We start from the raw sequence: 19176 nt of genomic DNA on the forward strand, positions 1-19176 counted from the left end.
CAACGTTTTACGGGGTATCCGTAAAAAAATTCCAAAATCAAAGAATAGGAAAAATATCATGAAGAAAAATACTGCTGTCGCCTTGCCGCTGTTCGCCTGCGGCGTAGTGTTTGCCATGCCGGTTTTCGCCCAAAGCAGCGTCACCCTGTACGGCATCGTCGACGAGTCGATTTCCTATCAAAACAGCCAGGCTTCGCTTGGTGCCAATTCGGGCGGGAAGTCGAATGTCAAGATGTTGACCGGCGTATGGTCGGGAAGCCGCTTCGGGTTCAAGGGCGCCGAGGACCTTGGCGGCGGAACGAAAGCCATTTTCACGCTCGAATCCGGTTTCAACCCGGCCTCGGGCGCCCAGCAGTACACGAATGCCATGTTCGGCCGGCAAGCCTGGGTTGGTTTGAGCGATCCGAGGTTCGGCTCCCTGACGGTTGGCCGCCAGTACACATCGTATTATTCCCTGCTCGCGGCCTACGGTCCGACCACCTGGCTCACCGGCGCCTTCGGCGCGCACCCCGGCGACCTGGACGAAATGGACACCATCTATCGGGCCAACAGCTCGATCGTCTATACGTCGCCGACCCTCATGGGATTCACCGTGAGCGGCTCGTACGCGCTGGCCGGCGTCGCGGGCAGCGTCAATCGCGGTGCCACCTGGAGCGGCGCGCTGCGCTACGCGAACGGACCCTTCGGCATCACGGCGGCGATTACCCGCATCAACAACGCGACGCCTGGCGGCGGCGCCTACAGCAGCGATTCCACGTCCAACGCGAACGGCGAACAAGGCGTCTCGTCCGTGACGAACGGCTATCAGACGGCCCAGGCGCAACAACGTGCCGCGGTGGCGGCGGGCTACAAGTTCAATGCCTCGTGGGATGTGTCGTTTTCCTACTCCAACGTCCAGTACGTGCCGGGCAGCAACTCGCTTTACCACGATCTCGCGATTTTCAATACGGCGGGAGCGGTGCTGCACTGGGTGGCCACGCCGCGGGTCGATCTTGCCACGGGCTACAGCTATACCCGCGCGACGCGCGCCAACGGCATCACGGACCCTGCGCAGTATCAGCAGTTCAACCTGTCTCAGTATTACGCCCTGTCCAAGCGCACCGGACTGTACGCGGTACAGGCCTTTCAACGCGCGAACGGAAAAACGCTGGGCACGGCGGGGGAAAGCGCCATCATCAATGCGACACCGAGCATCGGCGATGGTTTTCAATCGGCGCCCGCGTCTTCGCGCAGCCAGATCGCCGCAGCGGTCGGCATCATTCACCGGTTCTAAAGCGATTCGAACCGCCCCCCGCGGCCCCGTCGTCCCGGGCGATCGGTATGGTTCAAGGAATCTGCCGATCCCGCCGTTTCACGTGACGGTACCCACCGGACAAAACAGTCCGTACATTCGGAAAGTCGATCGACGTCAGGACCGTCGATAGCCAACTACCGTCGTTCGTTCGAGCGAATGAGATGGCATGCCAACGGATCATTCTCATGTTCGTAAAATATGCGCGCCGCGCCGCGGGGGGCGAAGTCTTCGGTCTCGTCTGGCCTTTTGTCGCGGTGGTTCTCGTTCTGCTCACCCTCGCGTTCGTGAGTATCGAAATCATGTCGTCGCTGCGCGCCTATATCGCGGCCGAGAGCGTGTGGTCCAAGAACGAAAAAGACGCGATTTTTTTTCTGCACCTGTATGCGGAAACCGGCGAAGCCGAATATTTTCGGCGGCATGCGCAGGCGATAGAAGACCTTCGCCATCTGCGAGCGGCTCGCGACCTGCTAGACCGCCGCGAAACCGAATTGCGCCCGGCGATGGACGAACTCGTGCTGGGCGGATTTGCGCAACCCGATGCGCGCGGCGCGGTGTTGGTGTATCGCATCTTCCGCAACGTCAGTTACCTCAAAGAGCCGGTAAATCTCTGGCGGCGTACGGATGACGTCATCGATAGGCTGGAACGGATAGGCGAGCGGCTTCACCGCCGGCTCGCCACATCGTCCGCAACGGCGATTCCGAACGTCGCCGAAGCGAAGGAAATCTTCCAGATCAACGAAGAAGTCGCGCCGCTTACCCAGGGCTTTTCGTTCGAGTTGAGCGAAACTTTCCGTCAGGTCGCCCTGTTGTTGTTTCTGTTCGACCTGATGGCGGCGAGCAGCCTGATGCTGCTCACCATATCGCACGTCCGGCGGCTGGTGACGCAGCGCAGGCGAACCGAGGAGGCGTGGCGCCGCAGTGAAGCGCGCGCCAGGGCGACCCTGGGATCGATCGGCGAGGCCGTCATCGCCACGAACCTCGCGGGCCACATCGAATTCATCAATCCCGCGGCGGAGGGTCTCCTTCGCACGCGAAGCGCGGCATGTGGCGGACGTCCGTTCTCCGATGCCTTTTCGCTGCTTTACGAGCATTCGCGTCAGCCGGAGCGGCTGCTTGCCAATCTCGCGAACGACGGCACGCCGGGCCATCCGGAAAAAGAGTCATTCGTCGAGATGGTGCTCGTTCTCCGGGACGGTGTGGAAATCAACGTCAGGGCCACGGTATCGCGCATCAGTGGATCCGCCTTCGGTCCTGGCGACCGGGGCGACGCGGACCGGGGGCAAGACGGTTTCGTCATCATCCTGCGCAACATCACGCGCGAGCGGGAATACGTTCGAAACCTCGCCTGGCAGGCATCGCACGATAGCCTCACCGGGCTGGTCAACCGCACGGAATTCGACCGACAGCTCACTGTTTCCCTGCAGGATGCGTCGCACCGGACCCTGTCCGTTCCGGACGTCCTGCTCCTGTTCGACCTGGACCGTTTCAAGATCGTCAACGACACGTGCGGGCACGCCGCCGGCGACGCGATGCTGCGTGCGATTTCGATCTACCTGATGGAACACTTTCGCACGACCGATACGTTCGCCCGGCTAGGCGGCGATGAATTCGGCGCATTGCTGCGAGGCCACGGCCGGGAAGACGCCTTGAGACTGGCGAGCAAGCTCCTGCACCTCGCCAATCACTTTTTCTACGAATGGGAAGCGCAGCTGTTCAAGACGAGCCTGAGCATCGGCCTGTTGGTCCTGAACGGGCCGGACATGACGGCCGAATCCGCCATGCGGATGACCGATATCGCCTGCTTTGTCGCCAAGGAACGAGGCCGGGACCGTTTGCAGGAGGTCGATCTGGACGACAGCCGCCTTGCCACGCATGTCAACGAGGCATCATGGGCGCGGCGGTTGAAGCACGCACTGGAGCACGGCCTGTTCTGCCTGCACGCCCAGCCGATTCGAAAAAACGATGCAACGGCCGGAAAAGCCGACCGCGCGGACAAGGTCGAGTTGTTGATCCGCATGGTCGACCCCGACGAAGGCGTGGAGATCACGCCGGATAAATTCATTCCCGCAGCCGAACGGTATGGCCTGATGACCGCGATCGATCGATGGGTCGTGCGCACGGCCCTGCACACGCTCGCGCACACACCGGTCACGCTGTACAGCGAATATGCCATCAACCTCTCCGGAGCGTCCGTCGGCGACTCCCGCTTTCTGAACTACATCGTCGAATGCATCGCGGACAGTGGCGTCGACCCCCGTTTGCTGTGCTTTGAGATCACCGAAACCGCCGCGATCAGCAACTTGTCGTGCGCGGCCCATTTCATGAATGAACTGCGCACGCTGGGCTGCCGTTTCGCCCTGGACGATTTCGGCGCCGGCATGTCGTCATTCGGCTATCTGAAGCAGCTGCCGATCGACTATGTGAAGATCGACGGTTCCTTCGTCAAGAATCTCCCGCAGGACCCGGTCAGCCAGGATATGGTCATCGCGATCAACGACATCGGCCATACGTTGGGGTGCGAAACCATCGCGGAATATGTCGAAACCGAAGAGATCGTCACGCTGCTGGAACAATATGGCGTGGATTATCTGCAAGGTTATTTTATCGGGCGGCCTTCCTTTTGGACGGAACAGCGCAATCTTCCCAGCCACACCGCCGTTCCCGTGGGAATATGACGGCCATGACATCCCCGCACCCCACCACCCCGGACGGACGGTACTTCGTCGTCAGAGCGCGTCTCTGGCGGTGCACCGATCCGTCGTTGCCGCCGGAAACGAAGGCGGGTCTGATCGCGGAGTTGATGCAGGCGCGCAGGGCGAAAGGCGAGGCCATGCGCAAGGGAGACATCGTGGCGCGGGAAGAAGCGCGTCGGCGGGTGGATCGGGCGAAACACCAACTGGGCGAGCGCGGACCGGTCTGGTGGTCGGATGGCGCCCCGGACTGGAACCGTCACATGGCGGTCAATACGCCCTACGCCGAATGGTTCCTCGGACTGCGTCTTGAGGATGAATCGCGCCCGTAAGGCGTCTTCGCCCGCCCGGAGAACGGGACTTTCCGGATGCACGGGAACCTTGTCTTGCGATCAACCGGTCATGCTCGCGCGGATACGCCCGGCCACGCGCATTTTGACGGCAGCGAGGTCGTCCTGCGTGACAGGCTGGTGGCGCGTGCCGTCGCGAGGTGTTTCGCGCCGCGTTCGGGGACGCGGCCCGGGGATGACGCAGGTTTCGGCGATATGCCCGGCCCCTTGCCGTCCCTCGGACGTCATCACCAGAACACGATCCGACAAATGGACCGCTTCATCGAGGTCGTGCGTCACCAGCAAGGTCGCCGTGCCGTGCGCCTGCGTCAATCTCTGCAGCAGGTCCTGCAGACGTTCCCGCGTGATCGCATCCACGGCGCTGAAAGGCTCGTCCAGCAGCAGCAGACGGGGCTGGGCGAAGAGTCCCCGGGCGAGCGCCACGCGTTGCGCCATGCCGCCCGAAAGCTGCTTGGGCAGGAGATGCGCCGCGCCCGCCAGCCCGACCTCGGACAGCAATCGCGCCACCCGCGGATCGCCGCCGCGCCGATGACCCGACGAAAACGCGATATTGTCGGCGACGCTCAACCACGGCAACAAACGCGGCTCCTGAAACACCACGCCGATCTTCGGCGAGGGGCCGACCTGCGCCTGCCCGTCCAGCACATGATTCCCGCTGAAATCCGCATCGAGTCCGGCGACGATCCTGAGCAAGGTACTTTTCCCACAACCGCTGGGACCCACCAGACTCACGACCTCGCGCGGGTCGACGCATAACTCCAGCGCATCGAGGATGCGGCGCTCTCCATACCACTTTCCATGGATTCGGATATCGAGCAAGGGCCTGGCCACGGGACCTCGCGAACGGAAGAGCGTCACCGTTTCCCGGGCAGTGGCGGCCATGCCGGCCGTGGCATCCGTGGCATCCGTGGCGGCGACGGCCGCCGTGGCGGATGGGGCGGATGGAGCGGGAAGCGTCGAGGCCTCGTGTTTCACGTCGCGCCACGACAGCGTCGCGTTCTCCACCAGGCGCAGCGCGCTGTCGCTCAGCTTGCCCAGCAGCGCAAGCAGAATGATCGCGCCGAAGACGATATCGGGACGTCCCGTCTCGCGTCCGTCGCTCAACAAATAGCCCAGCCCGCGTGTCGCCGCGATCAGCTCCCCCGCCACCACGAACATCCATGCCAGACTCAGGCCGGTTCGCAGCCCGGTAAAGATCTGCGGCAATGCGGCGGGCAGCAGGATGCGGTAGAACAACGCGCCTCTGCCCAGACGGTTGACCTCGCCGAGCTGGATCAATTTGCGATCCACGCCCCGAATACCCGACACGACCGCCAGATGCACCGGAAAAAACGCACCGATGGCAACCATCGTCACTTTCGGCGCTTCGTCGATGCCCATCCAAAGCAACAGCACCGGCACCCAGGCAAGCGACGGGATCGCGCGCAACGCCTGGCAGAGCGGATCGAACAAGGCCTCCACTCGCCGGCTCAACCCCATCGCCGCGCCCAGCAGCATCGCCAGCGAAGCGCCGATGACGAAACCGCCCGCCACCCGCAGCGCACTGGCGCCGATGTGACGCAGCAACCGCGCCGCACCCATCTGCCACAACGACGCCACGATCGTCGATGGTGCCGGCACCAGATTGTCCGCCAGCCAGTGCGCACGCACGAGCAACTCGATCAACGCCAGCAACCCGAGCGGCAACACCAGGCCGACGACGCGATAGCGGCGCAGATCGCGTGCCGTCCCGGGTGTCCACCGCGTGACGCCTGCCGCCGGACCTGATCCGCGCTGCCCCGCTGCGCGCTTTCGCACCGCATCGCGCGGTTCTTCCGCGGTGCCCGCTTGTTCGAGGCGCAAGGTATCGTCGGCTCGCTTCGCCATGTCTTCTCGCGGCCTTCTATTGACTCGCGGCGTGCGCCGTTGCGGCTGGCGTCACCGCCGCCGGTGCGACCGACCGGGCGAATTCGCCATCGATCAACGCATCGATCACCCGGTCCGGCTGCGTGCCGGGCCGCACCAGGTTTTCCTGGAGCAGGATCGGCGCGGCGGCCTTCAATGCGGCGGCCTGCGTCGCGCCGGGGACCGGCTGGCTGAAATCGTTGCGGCTCAATTGCAGTTGTGCGACCGGCAACGATACCTTGGACGCTTCGGCAAGAATCCGGGCGGTCTCCGCCGGATGCGCGATGACCCATACCCGGGCCTTGTCATAAACCTTCAGCACCGCCGTCAGCGTTTCCGGATGCGCCTTGATGAAGTCCTCGCGCGCATTCAGAAAACCATACGTGTTGTAGTCCACATTCCGGTATAGAAGCCGGGCGCCATCGTCGACCTGGGCGGCGGCCATGTGCGGATCGAGTCCGGCCCAGGCGTCCACCTGCCCTTTCGCCAGCGCGGTGCGGCCGTCCGGGTGTTGCAGATTGACCAACTCGACGTCCTCGCGACCCAGACCGATCGTGTGCAATGCGCGAAGCGTGAACAGAAACGGATCGGTGCCGACGGTCGCCGCGATTTTTTTGCCCTTCAGATCGGCGAGCGTCCTGATCGGCGACTGCCTGCCCACGACCAGCGCCGTCCACTCCGGACGGGAAAACACATAGACCGCCTTGATCGGGTTCCCGTTGGCCTTGGCCAGCACGGCGGCCAGTCCGGCCGACGAACCGATGTCGATCGCGCCGCTGTTGAGGTATTCGAGCGCGCGATTGCTACCCAGGCTCAATATCCATTTCACCTGGGTATGCTCCGGCGCCAGCGCCGCTTCGAGCCAGCCCTGCTGCTTGATGACCAGGCTTTCCGGCGAATAGTAGGCGTAGTCGAGCGTCACCTGCGCCGCCGGCGCCGCGTGCGCGAACGTCGGCACGCACGCGGCGAACGCGAACGCCGCCGCGGCGCCGATTCTCGACAGGACGCCCGTGCGACCGAAATAGCGGGAACGTGCTGCCGGCGATGATGCGAACATTGTATGGTCCCTGTTTTGACTACCTGGATGCCCGATCGCATGTCAGGTCGAACAATATAGGACCAACCGGCGCGATATTGAATCAAGCAATTCGTCGAAGCAAAGCGCTTGCGATGCTAAAGCCGGATCCGTGATTCAGAACCCGAACAACGCCTTCGGGGTATCGTTCAAAATCGCCTGGCGATCGGAAGGATCATCAACGATGTCGTTGAACAATGCATATGCCGCAGCATGGTTCTCGGTGCTCTCATAGCTCGTGTGGGGCCAGTCGCTGCCCCAGATCAGTCTGCCGACGCCAAACGCGTCCTTCAACATGCCATACGCCGTGCGTGCGGTCGTCTTGATATGATCACGCCCCGCTTCGTGATTCGTCGCCCCGGCCGTCGTACGTGGGCTGATTCTATAAGCACCGGAAATTTTGACCCAGACACGCCCGGTTTTGCCCAGCGACAGCAAATCCTGGAACGCCGGATCGCATACCCCGCGTTCAGGGTCCGGACGACCGAAGTGGTCGATGACCAGACGCACGCCACTGTCCAATATCGGCGCACGGATTTCGCTCAGGCGCGCCGCCTCTATCTGCACTTCCAGATGCCAGTCGAGCGTGCGCAGGCGTTTCAGCAGATGACGCCACGCGCCGCTCGCGTAATCCGGCGTTTGTTTGCCGATCAGATTGGACCGAATTCCCACAACGCCTTTCGCGTCGTATTCATCCAGCAAAGCGAGCTCGACGTCCGGCTCGACGACGACCACGCCTCGAAGCTGTTCCCGGTGACGTTCAAGGCAATCGATCAGATAGCGATTGTCCGTCCCCAAAAAGCTCGGTTGGACCAAAACGGCATGAGAGATGGCGTTTTCCGCCAGCAGCGAGCGATACAGCGCCAATGGTGCATCGTAGGAAGGGGCATAACGACGCCCTTCCGTCCAGGACATGTCTTTCAAAAAGACATGGGCGTGGCTATCGACCCTGTCCGTCGGAAGCTTCTTCTGTTTCATAAAAACCCAATTCAGGTCGTCACGTGGTTTACGCCGATCCACGTGCCAGGGTATCTACGCCGCCGTCTCTTCGGTCAGCACGCGTCCGCTCGTTTCCGGTAACAGCAACACGGAGATCACGACGATCGCATAGGCAAAAGCGGCGTCCACGCCAATGGCGAATCCCAGGGAATGCTTGGCGGCCAGGTGTCCGACCATGACGGGAAATCCGGCGGACACGACGCGTCCGAAGTTATAACAAAATCCCACGCCGGTTCCCCGTGTGCCTTGTGGATACAACTCGTTGAACAACGCCCCCATGCTCGCGGGAATGCCGGCGGCGAAGAATCCCAGCGGGAATCCCAACACCAGCATCGCCGCGTTGGAAAGCGGCAGGAAGATATACACCAGCACGGTGATGACGCAGCATACCGCGAAAAACAAAATGGTCCCACGGCGGCCTATCCGGTCAAGCAACTGCGATGCGGCCAGACATCCGCAGAAGAACGCGAAAATGATGACCGCCAGATAGCCGCCGGTCCCCAACACGGATAAGTGACGTTCGGTTTTCAAGAAAGTGGGCAACCACGTCGTCAAGGCAGCGTAGCCACCATGTGCGCCCACGCCCAACAGACCGCCAATCAATGTCATGCGCAGCACATCGGGTGCGAAAATGGACAATAGCGGGATTTTCCTGATGGATGGACGATCTTCCTGAATGGCGCGCACCGTGGATTCGCGAAGCGGCTCCGGGACGTTGCGCCGGACGTAGATCACCAGCAGTCCGGGCAGAATACCCAGCGCGAACATGAACCGCCAACCCAACTGCGGCGACATCGTCGAAAATACCACCGTATAAAGCAGCACTGCCGCCGCCCAACCGACGGCCCATGCGCTCTGCACGGCTCCCATCGCTTTCCCGCGATGTTGATTCCGAATGGTCTCGGCCATCAACACGGCACCTGCCGCCCACTCGCCGCCGAAACCGAAGCCCTGGAGCGCCTTGAGGACGATGAATTGCGGAAAATTTTGCGAGAAAGCGGAAAGCAAGGTGAACAACGAAAACCAGATGACCGTGATTTGCAATACCCTGACCCGGCCGTAACGGTCCGCCGCCGCGCCACAAATCCAGCCACCCATCGCGGACGCGATCAGGGTCACCGCGCTTACCAGGCCCGCGTCGGTCTTACTGATGCCCCACTCCGCTATGATCGCCGGAATGACCAGACTGAACATCTGCACGTCGAGCGCGTCCAATGCCCACCCACCGAAGCAGGCCCAAAAGGTGCGGCGCTCCGTCCGAGAAACCTCTCGATACCAGGAAAACATGAAAACTCCATTGCAGCCAAACCGCACAGGCTTGGCATTGAGTAGTACTGATACATGGAACCGGGAAATAGGCATCAACGCCGGGCGTCGCCGCGCATTTTCGGAAGAAAAGCTGTTGTTGACGCTACCGGATATCGACCGTGTATGAAAAATGACCGGGATTGCCACGTGATATCCGCCACTCCAATGCGGACCCGTCGAGTCCATAGGCAATTCTTTCTATGACCACGACCGATCCCGCATCCTGCAATTTCAACGTTTCGATATCGCTGTCGTTCGCCAGATCGATGGTGAGGCGCTCGCTCGCCCGTGCCACCACCTGACCGCAAAGCGACTCATACAATGGATAAAGCAGGTTTCCGAAATCGTCGATGGGCAGTTTTTCCAGTTTCCCGAAACGGCTGAGCGGCAGCCAGATCTCTTCGCTGACCAGCGGCTTCGCGTCTATCAGGCGCAAGCGTTTCAACTGAAGCGCCGCAATGCCGGCTTCGATTCCCAGCGCGTTCGCCACATGGGCGGGGGGACGTTTCGTTTTCCTGGACTGGATTTTGCCCTGCGGAATCTGCCGTCGTCCTCTGGCATCGAGAAACCGGAAAAACCGCAGCAAGGACCGATCGAAATTCGCTCGTCGTATGAAGGTACCCCGGCCCTGAAATCGGCTCAGCGCGCCTTCTTTCTCCAATACGTCGATCGCCTTTCGCACGGTTCCCACAGCCAGCCCGTACGACGCGGCCAGTTCCTGTTCGGTCGGCAACGGCTCATCGAAACGCCATTCCAGCGCAGCAATGCGTGCGGCGAGCTGATCGCGCAACAACTGATATCGCGGCAGGCGTCGGTCCATGGCGGTTCAAAATGATGTGACGATCCGGTGACGTCGGAAATTCATATATATGTTTATATAAATAGATGATTTTGCCGATAGGGGGTTTCCCGTAGAGGGCGTCAGGCACTTTTACAGGCCCGCGAACCGGGGCACCGGATACGTGAACGAGACGGGCTGGCCGAAATGCGTCACATCGAACCATGCCGGTCACGCCACGTCACGATTCGGCTGAATGCGTCGCGGATGTTCGGGGCGCTGACGTAGACATGATCCTCGCCAAGATAGCGCACGAATTCCACCGGCTTCTTCAGACCCGTCAGCGCCATGAACATCGCTTCCGATTGCGCGATGGAAATATAGTCAAGATCGCCATGCATCAGCAGCAGCGGCGCTTCGAAGTTTTCGGCAAGGAAAGAAGGGCTGTTACGGATATAGGACGCCGGATCCTGCCAAGGCGGCCCTGGCAGATGGAAAGAATGCTCGCACATCTGCGCGAACCGAAATGCGACCTGGTCCGTATTTTTGTACCGGCAACGCGGGTCGACCTGCTCATGCAGTGCAATCAGGTTCGCGACACCCGCGAGCGAATCGATGAAGTCCCCTCCGGCGTTCTCGTCGAAGGGGAGATCGGGCTCCAGAACAACGTAACCGTGCGCGGCGAACAGATGTTTGTTGTAGATGAAATAGGGCCCATCGACGAGATGAGGTTCGCCGACAGCGGTTTTTCTCTCGATACCGGGATAAACGAACATCACGGCGGGATGCCGTTCCTTGGCCGCCCAGTCCGGAGGAAGCACGCAGGACATCGACGCCTCGCGACCGCTCGACATCGTGTACCTGAGATCGAATGCCTTGCCGAATCGAACATCGCCCAAGTGCGCGTTGACGCGAAGCAGTTCGCGCGTCCCCTCCTCGTTTCGATGGCGCAAGATCGTGCCGTTGTTCGTGCGGGAGACGGCGATATGCTGACCGGCGCTTTGCCAGAGACAACGGTCCGATGCGGGCGCGGCCATGGATGCCTCCTCCGCGAGAGGTTGCGCCGCCTGTTCGTCCGCGAAGCGGGCCACCGCGGGTGGCGCGGTTTCCGAGTTCGAAAAATATGACACCTCGAACGTCGCCAGGGACACGAGTGCCCATTCCTGCGATGTCTGCCGGGCCGTATCGTCCCTGACACGCAACACACTGGCCGTGGCCACATCGCCCGCCTGCATCGCATTCCAGGCCGCGCACGCCCGTTCGACGGTGCATGTCGCCATCTCGATCCCTTCCGCGGGTTGTCCTGCAGGCAGAACCCGGCAGACCAGCGACGTGTCGTCGAGCCACCGGAACGCAGGCGGGCCGTCGGGTTCCACGCATACGTCACGCGCCATCACGGGAGACACGCCACCGGTGTCCGGATCGACGATACACAACCGGACCGCGTGCTGGCACGGAAAAACCTTGCAGGGACCGGCACTCCGTGGGAGAGGGTTACCAGCCGGCCTGCGACGCCACGGGCGCTTCCGCACGGACGAGAAATGAACTACGTGATCGTTATTATTGATATAAAACGATCATGTTGTGCATTATTGCGCGGACATGTATGCTCATACTGATCGAATAAATCATTTAGCCGACTATTTTGTAAGCTAAACGAAAACAATAAGGAGACAGTTATGGCCCAGATTCCCATCAAACGTGCCATTGAGCGCGTTCCCGGCGGCATGATGATCGTGCCTTTGCTGTTAGGTTCGCTGGTCGCCACGTTTTTGCCGGGCATGCCGAAGTTTTTCGGTTCCTTCACGAGTGCGCTTTTTACGGGCGCCCTGCCCATCCTGGCCGTGTTCTATGTGTGCATGGGAGCGAGCATCGATATCAAGGCGACCCCCTACCTGCTGAAAAAAGGTGGCGTCCTGTTCGCAACGAAAATTGCAACCGCCGTCGTCGCGGGTATCGTCCTGGGCCATGTCCTGGGGGAAAATCCGGTGGCCGGCGGATTGTTCGCGGGCATCTCGACCCTGGCGGTCGTGGCCGCGCTGAACGATACGAACGGTGGCCTCTACATGGCGCTGATGGGTCAGTACGGCAAGTCGGAGGATGTGGGCGCCTACACGATCATGTCGCTGGAGTCGGGGCCGTTTCTGACCATGGTCACGCTGGGCGTGGCCGGCCTCTCCGCATTTCCGTGGCCGACGCTCGTGGGCAGTATCCTGCCGCTGGCCTTGGGTATGCTGCTGGGAAACCTGGACCGCGAGATGCGCAAATTCCTGGCGCAGGCGGTGCCGGTCATGATTCCCTTTTTCGCGCTGGCGTTGGGTGCCGGCCTGGATCTGCACAAGGTATGGCAAGCGGGCTTGCTGGGTCTGGCAATGGGCGTGGGCGTCGTCATCGTGAGTGGCGTCCCGTTGTATATCGCCGACCGTCTTTCGGGAGGAACAGGCGTCGCGGGCGTGGCGGCGGCCAACACCGCCGGCAATGCCGCGGCGGTTCCCGCGCTGATTGCGGCGGCGAATCCCGTTTATAGCGAGGCAGCGAAAAGTGCGACGCTGCTGGTTGCCGCTTGCGTGGTGATTTCTTCGATCATTTCGCCCATCCTGACGGCGGCCGTCGCCAAGCGGGCCAACGAACGCGCCGCCCGCCGCATTTCCGCGACGACGGAGACGAGCTGATGTCCGTGACAGATCTGTTGATCATTGCCGACGACTTGTCCGGTGCGGCGGATTGTGCGGTCGCCTTCGCAACAAAAGGACGACGCACCGTCGTCGTGCTGGACGCGGAGCGCATCCCGTCGCGCGCCCGGCAGCACGAGGACCTTGAAAATCCCGAAGGGCCTGCCGCCGACGAGCGATTCGATCGGGGAACCGACGTTATCGCCGCCGACATCGATACGCGGCGTCTGACCGCGGAACGCGCGGGACAACGTGCCCAGGCGATCTATCAAACGCTTGGCGGCGCGGCGCGGCGTCTTTGCAAGAAGATCGACTCGACCTTGCGCGGAAATTGGGCGGCCGAGGTCGCCGCCCTGCACCCGCTGGCTGGCCTGGCTATCGTGGCGCCCGCATTTCCGGCGACCGGCCGTGTCGTGGTGGAGGGTGAGGTGCTGGTACATGGAGTCCCGCTCGAACAGACGGATACGTGGCAACTCGAACATGCCGGCTTGCCCGCCAACGTGTCCTTGATGCTGGCGAACGCCGGTCTGCGCACCGCCCGCATCGACATAGAGACATTGCGTGGGCATGCCATGCTCGCGTCACTGGAAGCAGCGCTGTCCGATGGCGTGCAGGCGGTGATCGTGGACGCACAGACCAGCGACGACCTGGCCCGGCTCGCGAGATTGACCTGCGATTGGCGTGTGCCGCACTTCTGGGTCGGCTCCGGCGGCCTAGCGCGCGAACTGGCCGACCTGCCCGAAACGTCCGGCTTGTTCTCCCGCCCCGCCTCTCTTTGCGTTCCCGACGATGCGGACGAGCATCGCCCTGTGGGCGGTGCAACGCTGGCGCTCGTGGGCAGCCTGTCGGCGGTCTGTGAAAAACAATGTACGATGCTTCGCGAACGCGCCGGCATGCCGGAATGGACCGTGCCTCCGGTGGTGCTGCGCGACAGGGAGACACATCCTGAATGGGCCGCCTGGCAAGCGCGAATTGCCGCCCATCTGAACGCTGCTCAGGATTTGTTGCTGCGCATCGGACGCGATGTGTCCTTCGACCCGGCGGAGGGTGCGGTGTTGTCCGCTGGTCTCGCGCGGCTGGTCGCCCCCTCTTTCGGAGTTTTGGGCGGCATTATCCTGACTGGCGGCGAAACCGCGCGCGCGATGCTCGTGGAGGCGGGTGTCGCGCGGCTCGAACTCATCGACGAGGTCGAGGCCGGCGTGGCCGTGGCCCGGCCGGCTTCGCCCCACCCCGCACGCCCATGGATCGTGACAAAGGCAGGTGCATTCGGCACCGAGCACGCGTTATATGGCGCTTACCGATATTTAAAGAAGATGAAGACAACGGCTGCGGCCGGCCATCTCGTTACCAACAACACCACTCACGGAACAGAACCTACTATGAGCGATTATCTCCCCGTCATTGGCATTACCATGGGCGACGCAACGGGCGTCGGTCCGGAGGTGGTCGTCAAAAGTCTGACCCATGCCAGCGTGTATGCTCAGTGCCGTCCGTTGGTGATCGGCGATGCCCGACGCCTGGAGCGCGCAATCGAGATCACGGGCGCGGCGGTTCGCGTGCATCGCATCCATGCCGTCGAGGAAGCGCTGTTTCAGCCCGGGGTCATCGAGTGCATCGATCTGGACCTCATTCCCGCCGACCTCCCGTTTGGCGCCCTGTCTCCGATCGCCGGTGATGCTGCCTATCGATTCATTGCGAAAGCCGTGGAACTTGCCCAGGCGGAGAAGATCGACGCGATCTGCACGGCGCCGCTGAACAAGGAAGCCCTGCATGCCGGCGGTCACAAATACCCGGGACATACGGAGATGCTTGCGCATCTCACGGGCGTGGACGAAGTGTCGATGATGCTGGTGGCGCCACAGTTGCGCGTGATTCATGTCACCACGCATATCGGTATCATCGACGCGATCAAAAGGATCGAACCTGGCCTGGTGCGCCGCACCATCGAGCGCGGCAATGCGACGCTGATCAAGTCCGGCATCGCCAAGCCGAGAATCGGCGTGTGCGGGATCAACCCGCACGCCGGCGAGAATGGCCTCTTCGGCTATGGCGAGGAAGAGGAAAAGATCATTCCGGCGGTCAAGGCATTGCAGGCGGAAGGGATCGATGTGACGGGGCCGCTTCCTGCGGACACCTTGTTCTTCCGCGCCGGGCGGGGCGATTTCGATCTGGTGGTGGCGATGTATCACGACCAGGGTCACGGACCTGTTAAAGTATTGGGCCTTGAAGCGGGTGTCAATGTGACGGTCGGACTTCAGGTAGTGAGAACTTCCGTGGATCATGGCACTGCGTTCGATATCGCCGGCAAGGGCATCGCCGACGAGGGCAGCATGCTGGAAGCATTGCGGCAGGGCGCGGAACTCGCCACCCGCCGGGCTTAATGTTGAGAAAATGCAATGAAAGTAGCACAACGGCACCAGGCCATACTCGATCTCCTGGAGGGGTGCGACGCCAACGTTGAACGGCTGAGTGCCGCCTTGTGCGTTTCCGAAGTGACCATACGGCGCGATCTCAACACACTGGCCCGTGAGCGGCGCCTGGTGCGCACCTATGGCGGTGCGGCCGCCCTGATGGGGGGTTATGAGCCGGAGGTCTCGCTTGAAGGGCGAAAGGCGGCGCAGCAGGAAGAGAAAGCCGCGCTTGCGCTCGCGGCGGTTGCCCACATCAAGCCGGGCGACAGCATCATGCTTGACGGGGGCACCACTTGCGCCGCCTTTGCTCGCCGGCTGACCGCCATACCGAATCTGCACGTGATCACCGGCAACCTGCTCGTGGTCGGAACGTTAGCGGCGGCGGAAGGCGTCCGAATCACATTGCTGGGCGGTGAACTGCGCACGACCAGCATGAGCACGCTGGGACCGCTTGCCGTGCTGGCGCTCGATCGTCTCAGCATCGACACCGCGTTTCTCAGCGCGGACGGCGTGCTCGCATCCCACGGCCTGTGCGAGGCCACCGCCGAACAAGCCTATCTCAAAGAGCGCATCATCGAGCGCACATCCGAGGTCATCGTCCTGGCGGATGCAAGCAAGCTGGGGCGGGCCCGGCAGCATCACTGGACACCGTTGACGCGCAGCTGGCGGCTGATGACGACCGCGCTCTCCAGCGCGGAGCAATTGGCCCCTTTTCGCGCGATGTCCCGCATCAGCGTCGAAGTGGTGCCGATCGCTCCCTGAGCACGAGTACGGTTCGCGCCGGCGCATGGTGATGGGGATTCGGATGCGCAGCAGGTCGGCGTTGAGGCCGTGGGCCGATGTCAACCCGGCCATGGACGTGTCGGGCCGCAGTGCCGGCCCGGCGAGCCGCTGCTTGAACTCAGCGCCATCGTGCACGGACCGCTTACGAATGCGCTGCCCCGCACCTTGGACAAGCGTTTTATTCCTGGTCCTCCGCTGGCAAACCAAGCAGTCCACGCATCGACGCATCAATTGCAGCGGTATTTCTGCCATCGCTCGCGGAGCGGATATTCAGACCCATCGCCCGGGCGACGCCGCTGGCCTGGACTTCATGTCTGAGCGCCTCGCGCGATCCAGGCGGCTGATTCGCACGTGCCAGCTTTGCAACACATGCTGTATACGCATGTACAAAGAACCGGTGGACCGATACCGCGCGTACAAGTCGATACCGGTCCGCTGAATATCGGGAATCACATTGCCGCGCAAATGGGTGAAGGCAGCCCGCGTCTGCGAAAGCGTTTCCTGCCCGACTTGCAAATCCCGTCATTCCCTGCCATCGATGGTGCGGTTCAACGCCGTGCGCGCGCGCAGGTAGCCAGCAAGCTGAAACCGGGAGGCCTCCAGGATTTTTACCGAATGTGCCGGGCGTCTGACTCGCCCTGGCGCGCCGTCACCTGTCGGTGAACCAGCAGGCCGGACGTCGGCGATGCCGGAAACAAGCGAAGACGTCCGACGCTGCGGCAAACCCGTCAAAAGGCCGTTCGGGCTTCGCTGACGGGGTGGGTTTGCTGCCCTGAGCGGTGCGTCCGGGTCAGGATGCAGAAGCGCGTCGGGAACAACGGTTTTTGAGGAACGGGTAACGGGCGGCGCCATGACGCTCCTCCATCGAAATGCATCGATTCCGCCATGAACGGCATGCGGTTTCCACGAGTTGCGGAAGGCGCGCCGGATGCGCCCCGCATCGCGCGCCACGTGTTTCGGACTGAGTAAACCACATCCCGGCATTGAGCCGCGCCGCGCGAACGCATATCGCGAAAGGCGAAACAAACGTGAAGCGGTCTCAATTGAATCGCACTGGATTTTTCATATGTCGCGTTCCATGTTCGGTTCAGCCGATGCCCCGCCGAGATCCACGAGCCGCAACCACGCCGATACCGACGGCTTTACAACGGCCCCCAGCCATCCCACAATAACCGCAGCGCATCGGAGGGCGTCATGAATTCAAAGAAGATCGCGCTCGTCACGGGCGCGTCGGGCGGGCTGGGAAGCGCTTTCGCCGAGGACCTGGCCCGGCGGGGCTACGCTCTGGTTTTAACGGCACGCAAAGCGGACGCCATGGCGGCGCTGGCCGAACGGATCCGCGCCAGCCAGGGCGTCGAAGTTGTCGTGCAACCTGCCGACCTGTCCCAAGCCGAAGGCGTGAAGGAACTGACCGCGGCCCTCGATGCCAGCGGACTCTCGCCCACGGTCGTCGTGAACAACGCGGGCTTCGGTCTCCACGCGCGTTTCGCGGAACAGGACGCCGACCGCGTGGCATCGATGCTGCGACTGAACATCCTCGCGCTGACCGAACTGACCCGCTTCTACGGGCAGCGCATGATGGCGGCGGAGGGCGGGCATATCCTGCTGGTGGCCAGCGTCGTCGCGCATATGCCCGCGCCGCTGCTGGCCGCCTATGGGGCATCGAAGGCCTATGTCCTGTCGTTGGGTGAAGCGCTCCATGTGGAGCTTGCGCCGAAAGTCGGCGTGACGGTCCTGTCGCCGGGTTATATGGAAACCGGCTTCGACGCGGCCTCGGGGTTCCAGCCGACGCCGGCGACGCGGCGTACGGCCCTCCTCCCAGCGAAGGTGGCCGTGATCGGGCTGGACGCCTTGTTCAAAGGCCAGCCTGCCGTGATCGCAGGCAACGCGAACAAGCTCATCGCGACCATCGGCAAACTTCTTCCACGCACGCTGGTGGCGCGGCGGTTTTATAAGGCCACCGCCGGGCGGTATCGCGGGCATTGAAGCGCGTCCGGCCGTTCCGTATCGCAGGCCCTAAACGTAACGCGCCTCGTCGAGGTCGGCGATCAACGTCGGTCCGGCAGGCCGCCACCCCAAGCGGGCCTGCGTCAGCGCGCTGGAGGCCGGCATATCCATTCCGACGAACATCGACAGCCATCCGAAGTGCGCCGCCGCGTCCTGCGGCGCCACCGATACGGCCGGCACGTTCAGACCCCGGCCGATCGACTCGGCGATGTCGCGGCTGCTCACGCCCTCCTCGCCCACCGCGTGATAGCGCGCTCCGCGTTCCCCCTTTTCCACCGCCAGCCGGTAAAGGCGCACCGCGTCGAGCAGATGGCCCGCGGACCAGCGGTTGTGGCCTTCGCCCACATAGGCCGACACCCCTTTGTCGCGGGCCAGCGCGATGAGAGGCGTGATGAGGCCTTGCTTGAACGGGTTGTGAACCTGGGGCAATCGCACCACCGAGACGTTGATGCCCGCGGCCAGCAGCGCGTTTCCCGCCTGCTCGGAGGCACTGCGCGGATGAGGGTGATCGCCGTGGAAGACATCCTCGGTCGCCAACCCACCGGACCCGCCGGCACCCATTCCGGTCCCGGATGTGATCAGCAAGGGACGGTCGGACCCGGCAAGCGCGACACCGAGCGCCGCGATGGCGCGTCGGTCCTTCTCGCAGTTCTCCGCGAATTTCGAAAAGTCGTGGTCGAAGGCGGTGTGGATGACGCCATCCGCCTTCGCCGCGCCACGGGTCAGACTTTCGGGATCCTCGAGGGTGCCGCGATGCACCTCGGCGCCCGCGTCGGTCAGGGCGCGCGCGCCGGCGTCCGAGCGTGCCATGCCGATCACCTGGTGACCCGCGCCCAGGAGTTCGGGAACGAGCGCGGAACCGATAAAGCCCGTCGCACCGGTAAGAAACAGTCGCATGGTGAACCTCCTTGGTCGTCGATCGCTC

General features: G+C 62.6%; 16 protein-coding genes and 1 pseudogene. 8 read left to right on the forward strand and 9 right to left on the reverse strand.

Features of this window, described 5'->3' with window-relative positions:
* The first annotated feature begins 58 nt into the window (after positions 1–58).
* From OVY01_RS02740 to OVY01_RS02750, 3 genes are all read left to right on the forward strand, one after another.
* A complete protein-coding gene (locus OVY01_RS02740) occupies positions 59–1273 on the forward strand; it encodes a porin (RefSeq protein WP_267845460.1) in 1215 nt (404 codons plus the stop codon).
* Between the two features lie 206 nt (positions 1274–1479).
* Complete coding sequence (locus OVY01_RS02745; RefSeq protein WP_267845462.1) at positions 1480–3969, forward strand: putative bifunctional diguanylate cyclase/phosphodiesterase; 2490 nt, start codon at positions 1480–1482, stop codon at positions 3967–3969.
* A 5-nt stretch (positions 3970–3974) separates the two neighbouring features.
* Positions 3975–4316 (forward strand): hypothetical protein, encoded by a 342-nt coding sequence (locus OVY01_RS02750; protein WP_267845463.1) that lies wholly within the window; start codon positions 3975–3977, stop codon positions 4314–4316.
* Positions 4317–4376: 60 nt separating this feature from the next.
* Here OVY01_RS02750 and OVY01_RS02755 read toward each other — a convergent pair whose 3' ends face one another.
* The 5 genes and pseudogenes from OVY01_RS02755 to OVY01_RS02775 all read right to left on the reverse strand — a co-directional run bounded on the left by OVY01_RS02755 (position 4377) and on the right by OVY01_RS02775 (position 9579).
* The gene (locus tag OVY01_RS02755) at positions 4377–5216 is read right to left on the reverse strand and encodes an ABC transporter ATP-binding protein (RefSeq protein ID WP_432422216.1); all 840 of its coding nucleotides are present in this window, start codon (positions 5214–5216) and stop codon (positions 4377–4379) included.
* 93 nt (positions 5217–5309) lie between these two features.
* Positions 5310–6200, reverse strand: a pseudogene (locus OVY01_RS02760) (ABC transporter permease); the annotation flags it as partial.
* A gap of 16 nt (positions 6201–6216) precedes the next feature.
* Complete coding sequence (locus OVY01_RS02765; protein ID WP_267845464.1) at positions 6217–7275, reverse strand: aliphatic sulfonate ABC transporter substrate-binding protein; 1059 nt, start codon at positions 7273–7275, stop codon at positions 6217–6219.
* A gap of 135 nt (positions 7276–7410) precedes the next feature.
* Positions 7411–8271 carry an amidohydrolase family protein gene (locus OVY01_RS02770; protein WP_267845465.1) on the reverse strand — a complete coding sequence of 287 codons (861 nt, stop codon included), beginning with the start codon at positions 8269–8271 and terminating at the stop codon, positions 7411–7413.
* A gap of 54 nt (positions 8272–8325) precedes the next feature.
* Complete coding sequence (locus OVY01_RS02775; RefSeq protein WP_267845477.1) at positions 8326–9579, reverse strand: MFS transporter; 1254 nt, start codon at positions 9577–9579, stop codon at positions 8326–8328.
* On the opposite strand from OVY01_RS02775, the gene OVY01_RS02780 reads away from it, so the two are divergent.
* The gene (locus tag OVY01_RS02780) at positions 9578–9727 is read left to right on the forward strand and encodes a hypothetical protein (protein ID WP_267845479.1); all 150 of its coding nucleotides are present in this window, start codon (positions 9578–9580) and stop codon (positions 9725–9727) included. The two genes, OVY01_RS02775 and OVY01_RS02780, sit on opposite strands and share 2 nt — an antisense overlap.
* Here the strand turns inward: OVY01_RS02780 and OVY01_RS02785 are convergent.
* Both OVY01_RS02785 and OVY01_RS02790 read right to left on the reverse strand, forming a co-directional pair.
* On the reverse strand, positions 9704–10420 hold the full coding sequence (locus OVY01_RS02785) for a GntR family transcriptional regulator (protein ID WP_267845481.1): 717 nt from the start codon (positions 10418–10420) through the stop codon (positions 9704–9706). The two genes, OVY01_RS02780 and OVY01_RS02785, sit on opposite strands and share 24 nt — an antisense overlap.
* Before the next feature lie 170 nt (positions 10421–10590).
* A complete protein-coding gene (locus tag OVY01_RS02790; protein WP_267845482.1) occupies positions 10591–11415 on the reverse strand; it encodes an alpha/beta hydrolase family protein in 825 nt (274 codons plus the stop codon).
* A gap of 642 nt (positions 11416–12057) precedes the next feature.
* Between OVY01_RS02790 and OVY01_RS02795 the strand changes: the two genes are divergently transcribed.
* The 3 genes from OVY01_RS02795 to OVY01_RS02805 are packed head-to-tail and all read left to right on the forward strand — an operon-like array spanning position 12058 to position 16223.
* Positions 12058–13050, forward strand: a complete 993-nt coding sequence (locus tag OVY01_RS02795; RefSeq protein WP_267845483.1) for a 2-keto-3-deoxygluconate permease — start codon at positions 12058–12060, stop codon at positions 13048–13050.
* Positions 13050–15431 carry a 4-hydroxythreonine-4-phosphate dehydrogenase PdxA gene (gene pdxA / locus OVY01_RS02800; protein WP_267845484.1) on the forward strand — a complete coding sequence of 794 codons (2382 nt, stop codon included), beginning with the start codon at positions 13050–13052 and terminating at the stop codon, positions 15429–15431. Before OVY01_RS02795 ends, pdxA begins: the two co-directional genes overlap by 1 nt.
* 15 nt (positions 15432–15446) lie before the next feature.
* Entirely contained in the window at positions 15447–16223 is a 777-nt protein-coding gene (locus OVY01_RS02805; protein ID WP_267845485.1) for a DeoR/GlpR family DNA-binding transcription regulator, read from the forward strand.
* Positions 16224–16766: 543 nt separating this feature from the next.
* On the opposite strand, the gene OVY01_RS02810 is transcribed toward OVY01_RS02805, so the two are convergent.
* Positions 16767–17096 (reverse strand): hypothetical protein, encoded by a 330-nt coding sequence (locus tag OVY01_RS02810; RefSeq protein WP_267845487.1) that lies wholly within the window; start codon positions 17094–17096, stop codon positions 16767–16769.
* 342 nt (positions 17097–17438) lie between these two features.
* Between OVY01_RS02810 and OVY01_RS02815 the strand changes: the two genes are divergently transcribed.
* On the forward strand, positions 17439–18230 hold the full coding sequence (locus OVY01_RS02815) for an SDR family NAD(P)-dependent oxidoreductase (RefSeq protein ID WP_267845488.1): 792 nt from the start codon (positions 17439–17441) through the stop codon (positions 18228–18230).
* A gap of 30 nt (positions 18231–18260) precedes the next feature.
* Here the strand turns inward: OVY01_RS02815 and OVY01_RS02820 are convergent, their stop codons facing one another.
* A complete protein-coding gene (locus OVY01_RS02820; RefSeq protein WP_267845489.1) occupies positions 18261–19148 on the reverse strand; it encodes an SDR family oxidoreductase in 888 nt (295 codons plus the stop codon).
* Positions 19149–19176: the final 28 nt, after the last annotated feature.

The sequence above is a fragment of the Robbsia betulipollinis genome, assembly GCF_026624755.1.
GTDB classification, from domain to species: domain Bacteria; phylum Pseudomonadota; class Gammaproteobacteria; order Burkholderiales; family Burkholderiaceae; genus Robbsia; species Robbsia betulipollinis.

Bases quoted from the DNA above. Each gene is read 5' to 3' on its own strand.
- OVY01_RS02740 (WP_267845460.1), top strand. From the start codon at position 59: ATGAAGAAAAATACTGCTGTCGCCTTGCCGCTGTTCGCCTGCGGCGTA.
- OVY01_RS02745 (WP_267845462.1), top strand. From the start codon at position 1,480: ATGTTCGTAAAATATGCGCGCCGCGCCGCGGGGGGCGAAGTCTTCGGT.
- OVY01_RS02750 (WP_267845463.1), top strand. From the start codon at position 3,975: ATGACATCCCCGCACCCCACCACCCCGGACGGACGGTACTTCGTCGTC.
- OVY01_RS02755 (WP_432422216.1), bottom strand. From the start codon at position 5,216: ATGGCCGCCACTGCCCGGGAAACGGTGACGCTCTTCCGTTCGCGAGGT.
- OVY01_RS02765 (WP_267845464.1), bottom strand. From the start codon at position 7,275: ATGTTCGCATCATCGCCGGCAGCACGTTCCCGCTATTTCGGTCGCACG.
- OVY01_RS02770 (WP_267845465.1), bottom strand. From the start codon at position 8,271: ATGAAACAGAAGAAGCTTCCGACGGACAGGGTCGATAGCCACGCCCAT.
- OVY01_RS02780 (WP_267845479.1), top strand. From the start codon at position 9,578: ATGAAAACTCCATTGCAGCCAAACCGCACAGGCTTGGCATTGAGTAGT.
- OVY01_RS02775 (WP_267845477.1), bottom strand. From the start codon at position 9,579: ATGTTTTCCTGGTATCGAGAGGTTTCTCGGACGGAGCGCCGCACCTTT.
- OVY01_RS02785 (WP_267845481.1), bottom strand. From the start codon at position 10,420: ATGGACCGACGCCTGCCGCGATATCAGTTGTTGCGCGATCAGCTCGCC.
- OVY01_RS02790 (WP_267845482.1), bottom strand. From the start codon at position 11,415: ATGGCCGCGCCCGCATCGGACCGTTGTCTCTGGCAAAGCGCCGGTCAG.
- OVY01_RS02795 (WP_267845483.1), top strand. From the start codon at position 12,058: ATGGCCCAGATTCCCATCAAACGTGCCATTGAGCGCGTTCCCGGCGGC.
- pdxA (WP_267845484.1), top strand. From the start codon at position 13,050: ATGTCCGTGACAGATCTGTTGATCATTGCCGACGACTTGTCCGGTGCG.
- OVY01_RS02805 (WP_267845485.1), top strand. From the start codon at position 15,447: ATGAAAGTAGCACAACGGCACCAGGCCATACTCGATCTCCTGGAGGGG.
- OVY01_RS02810 (WP_267845487.1), bottom strand. From the start codon at position 17,096: ATGGCGCCGCCCGTTACCCGTTCCTCAAAAACCGTTGTTCCCGACGCG.
- OVY01_RS02815 (WP_267845488.1), top strand. From the start codon at position 17,439: ATGAATTCAAAGAAGATCGCGCTCGTCACGGGCGCGTCGGGCGGGCTG.
- OVY01_RS02820 (WP_267845489.1), bottom strand. From the start codon at position 19,148: ATGCGACTGTTTCTTACCGGTGCGACGGGCTTTATCGGTTCCGCGCTC.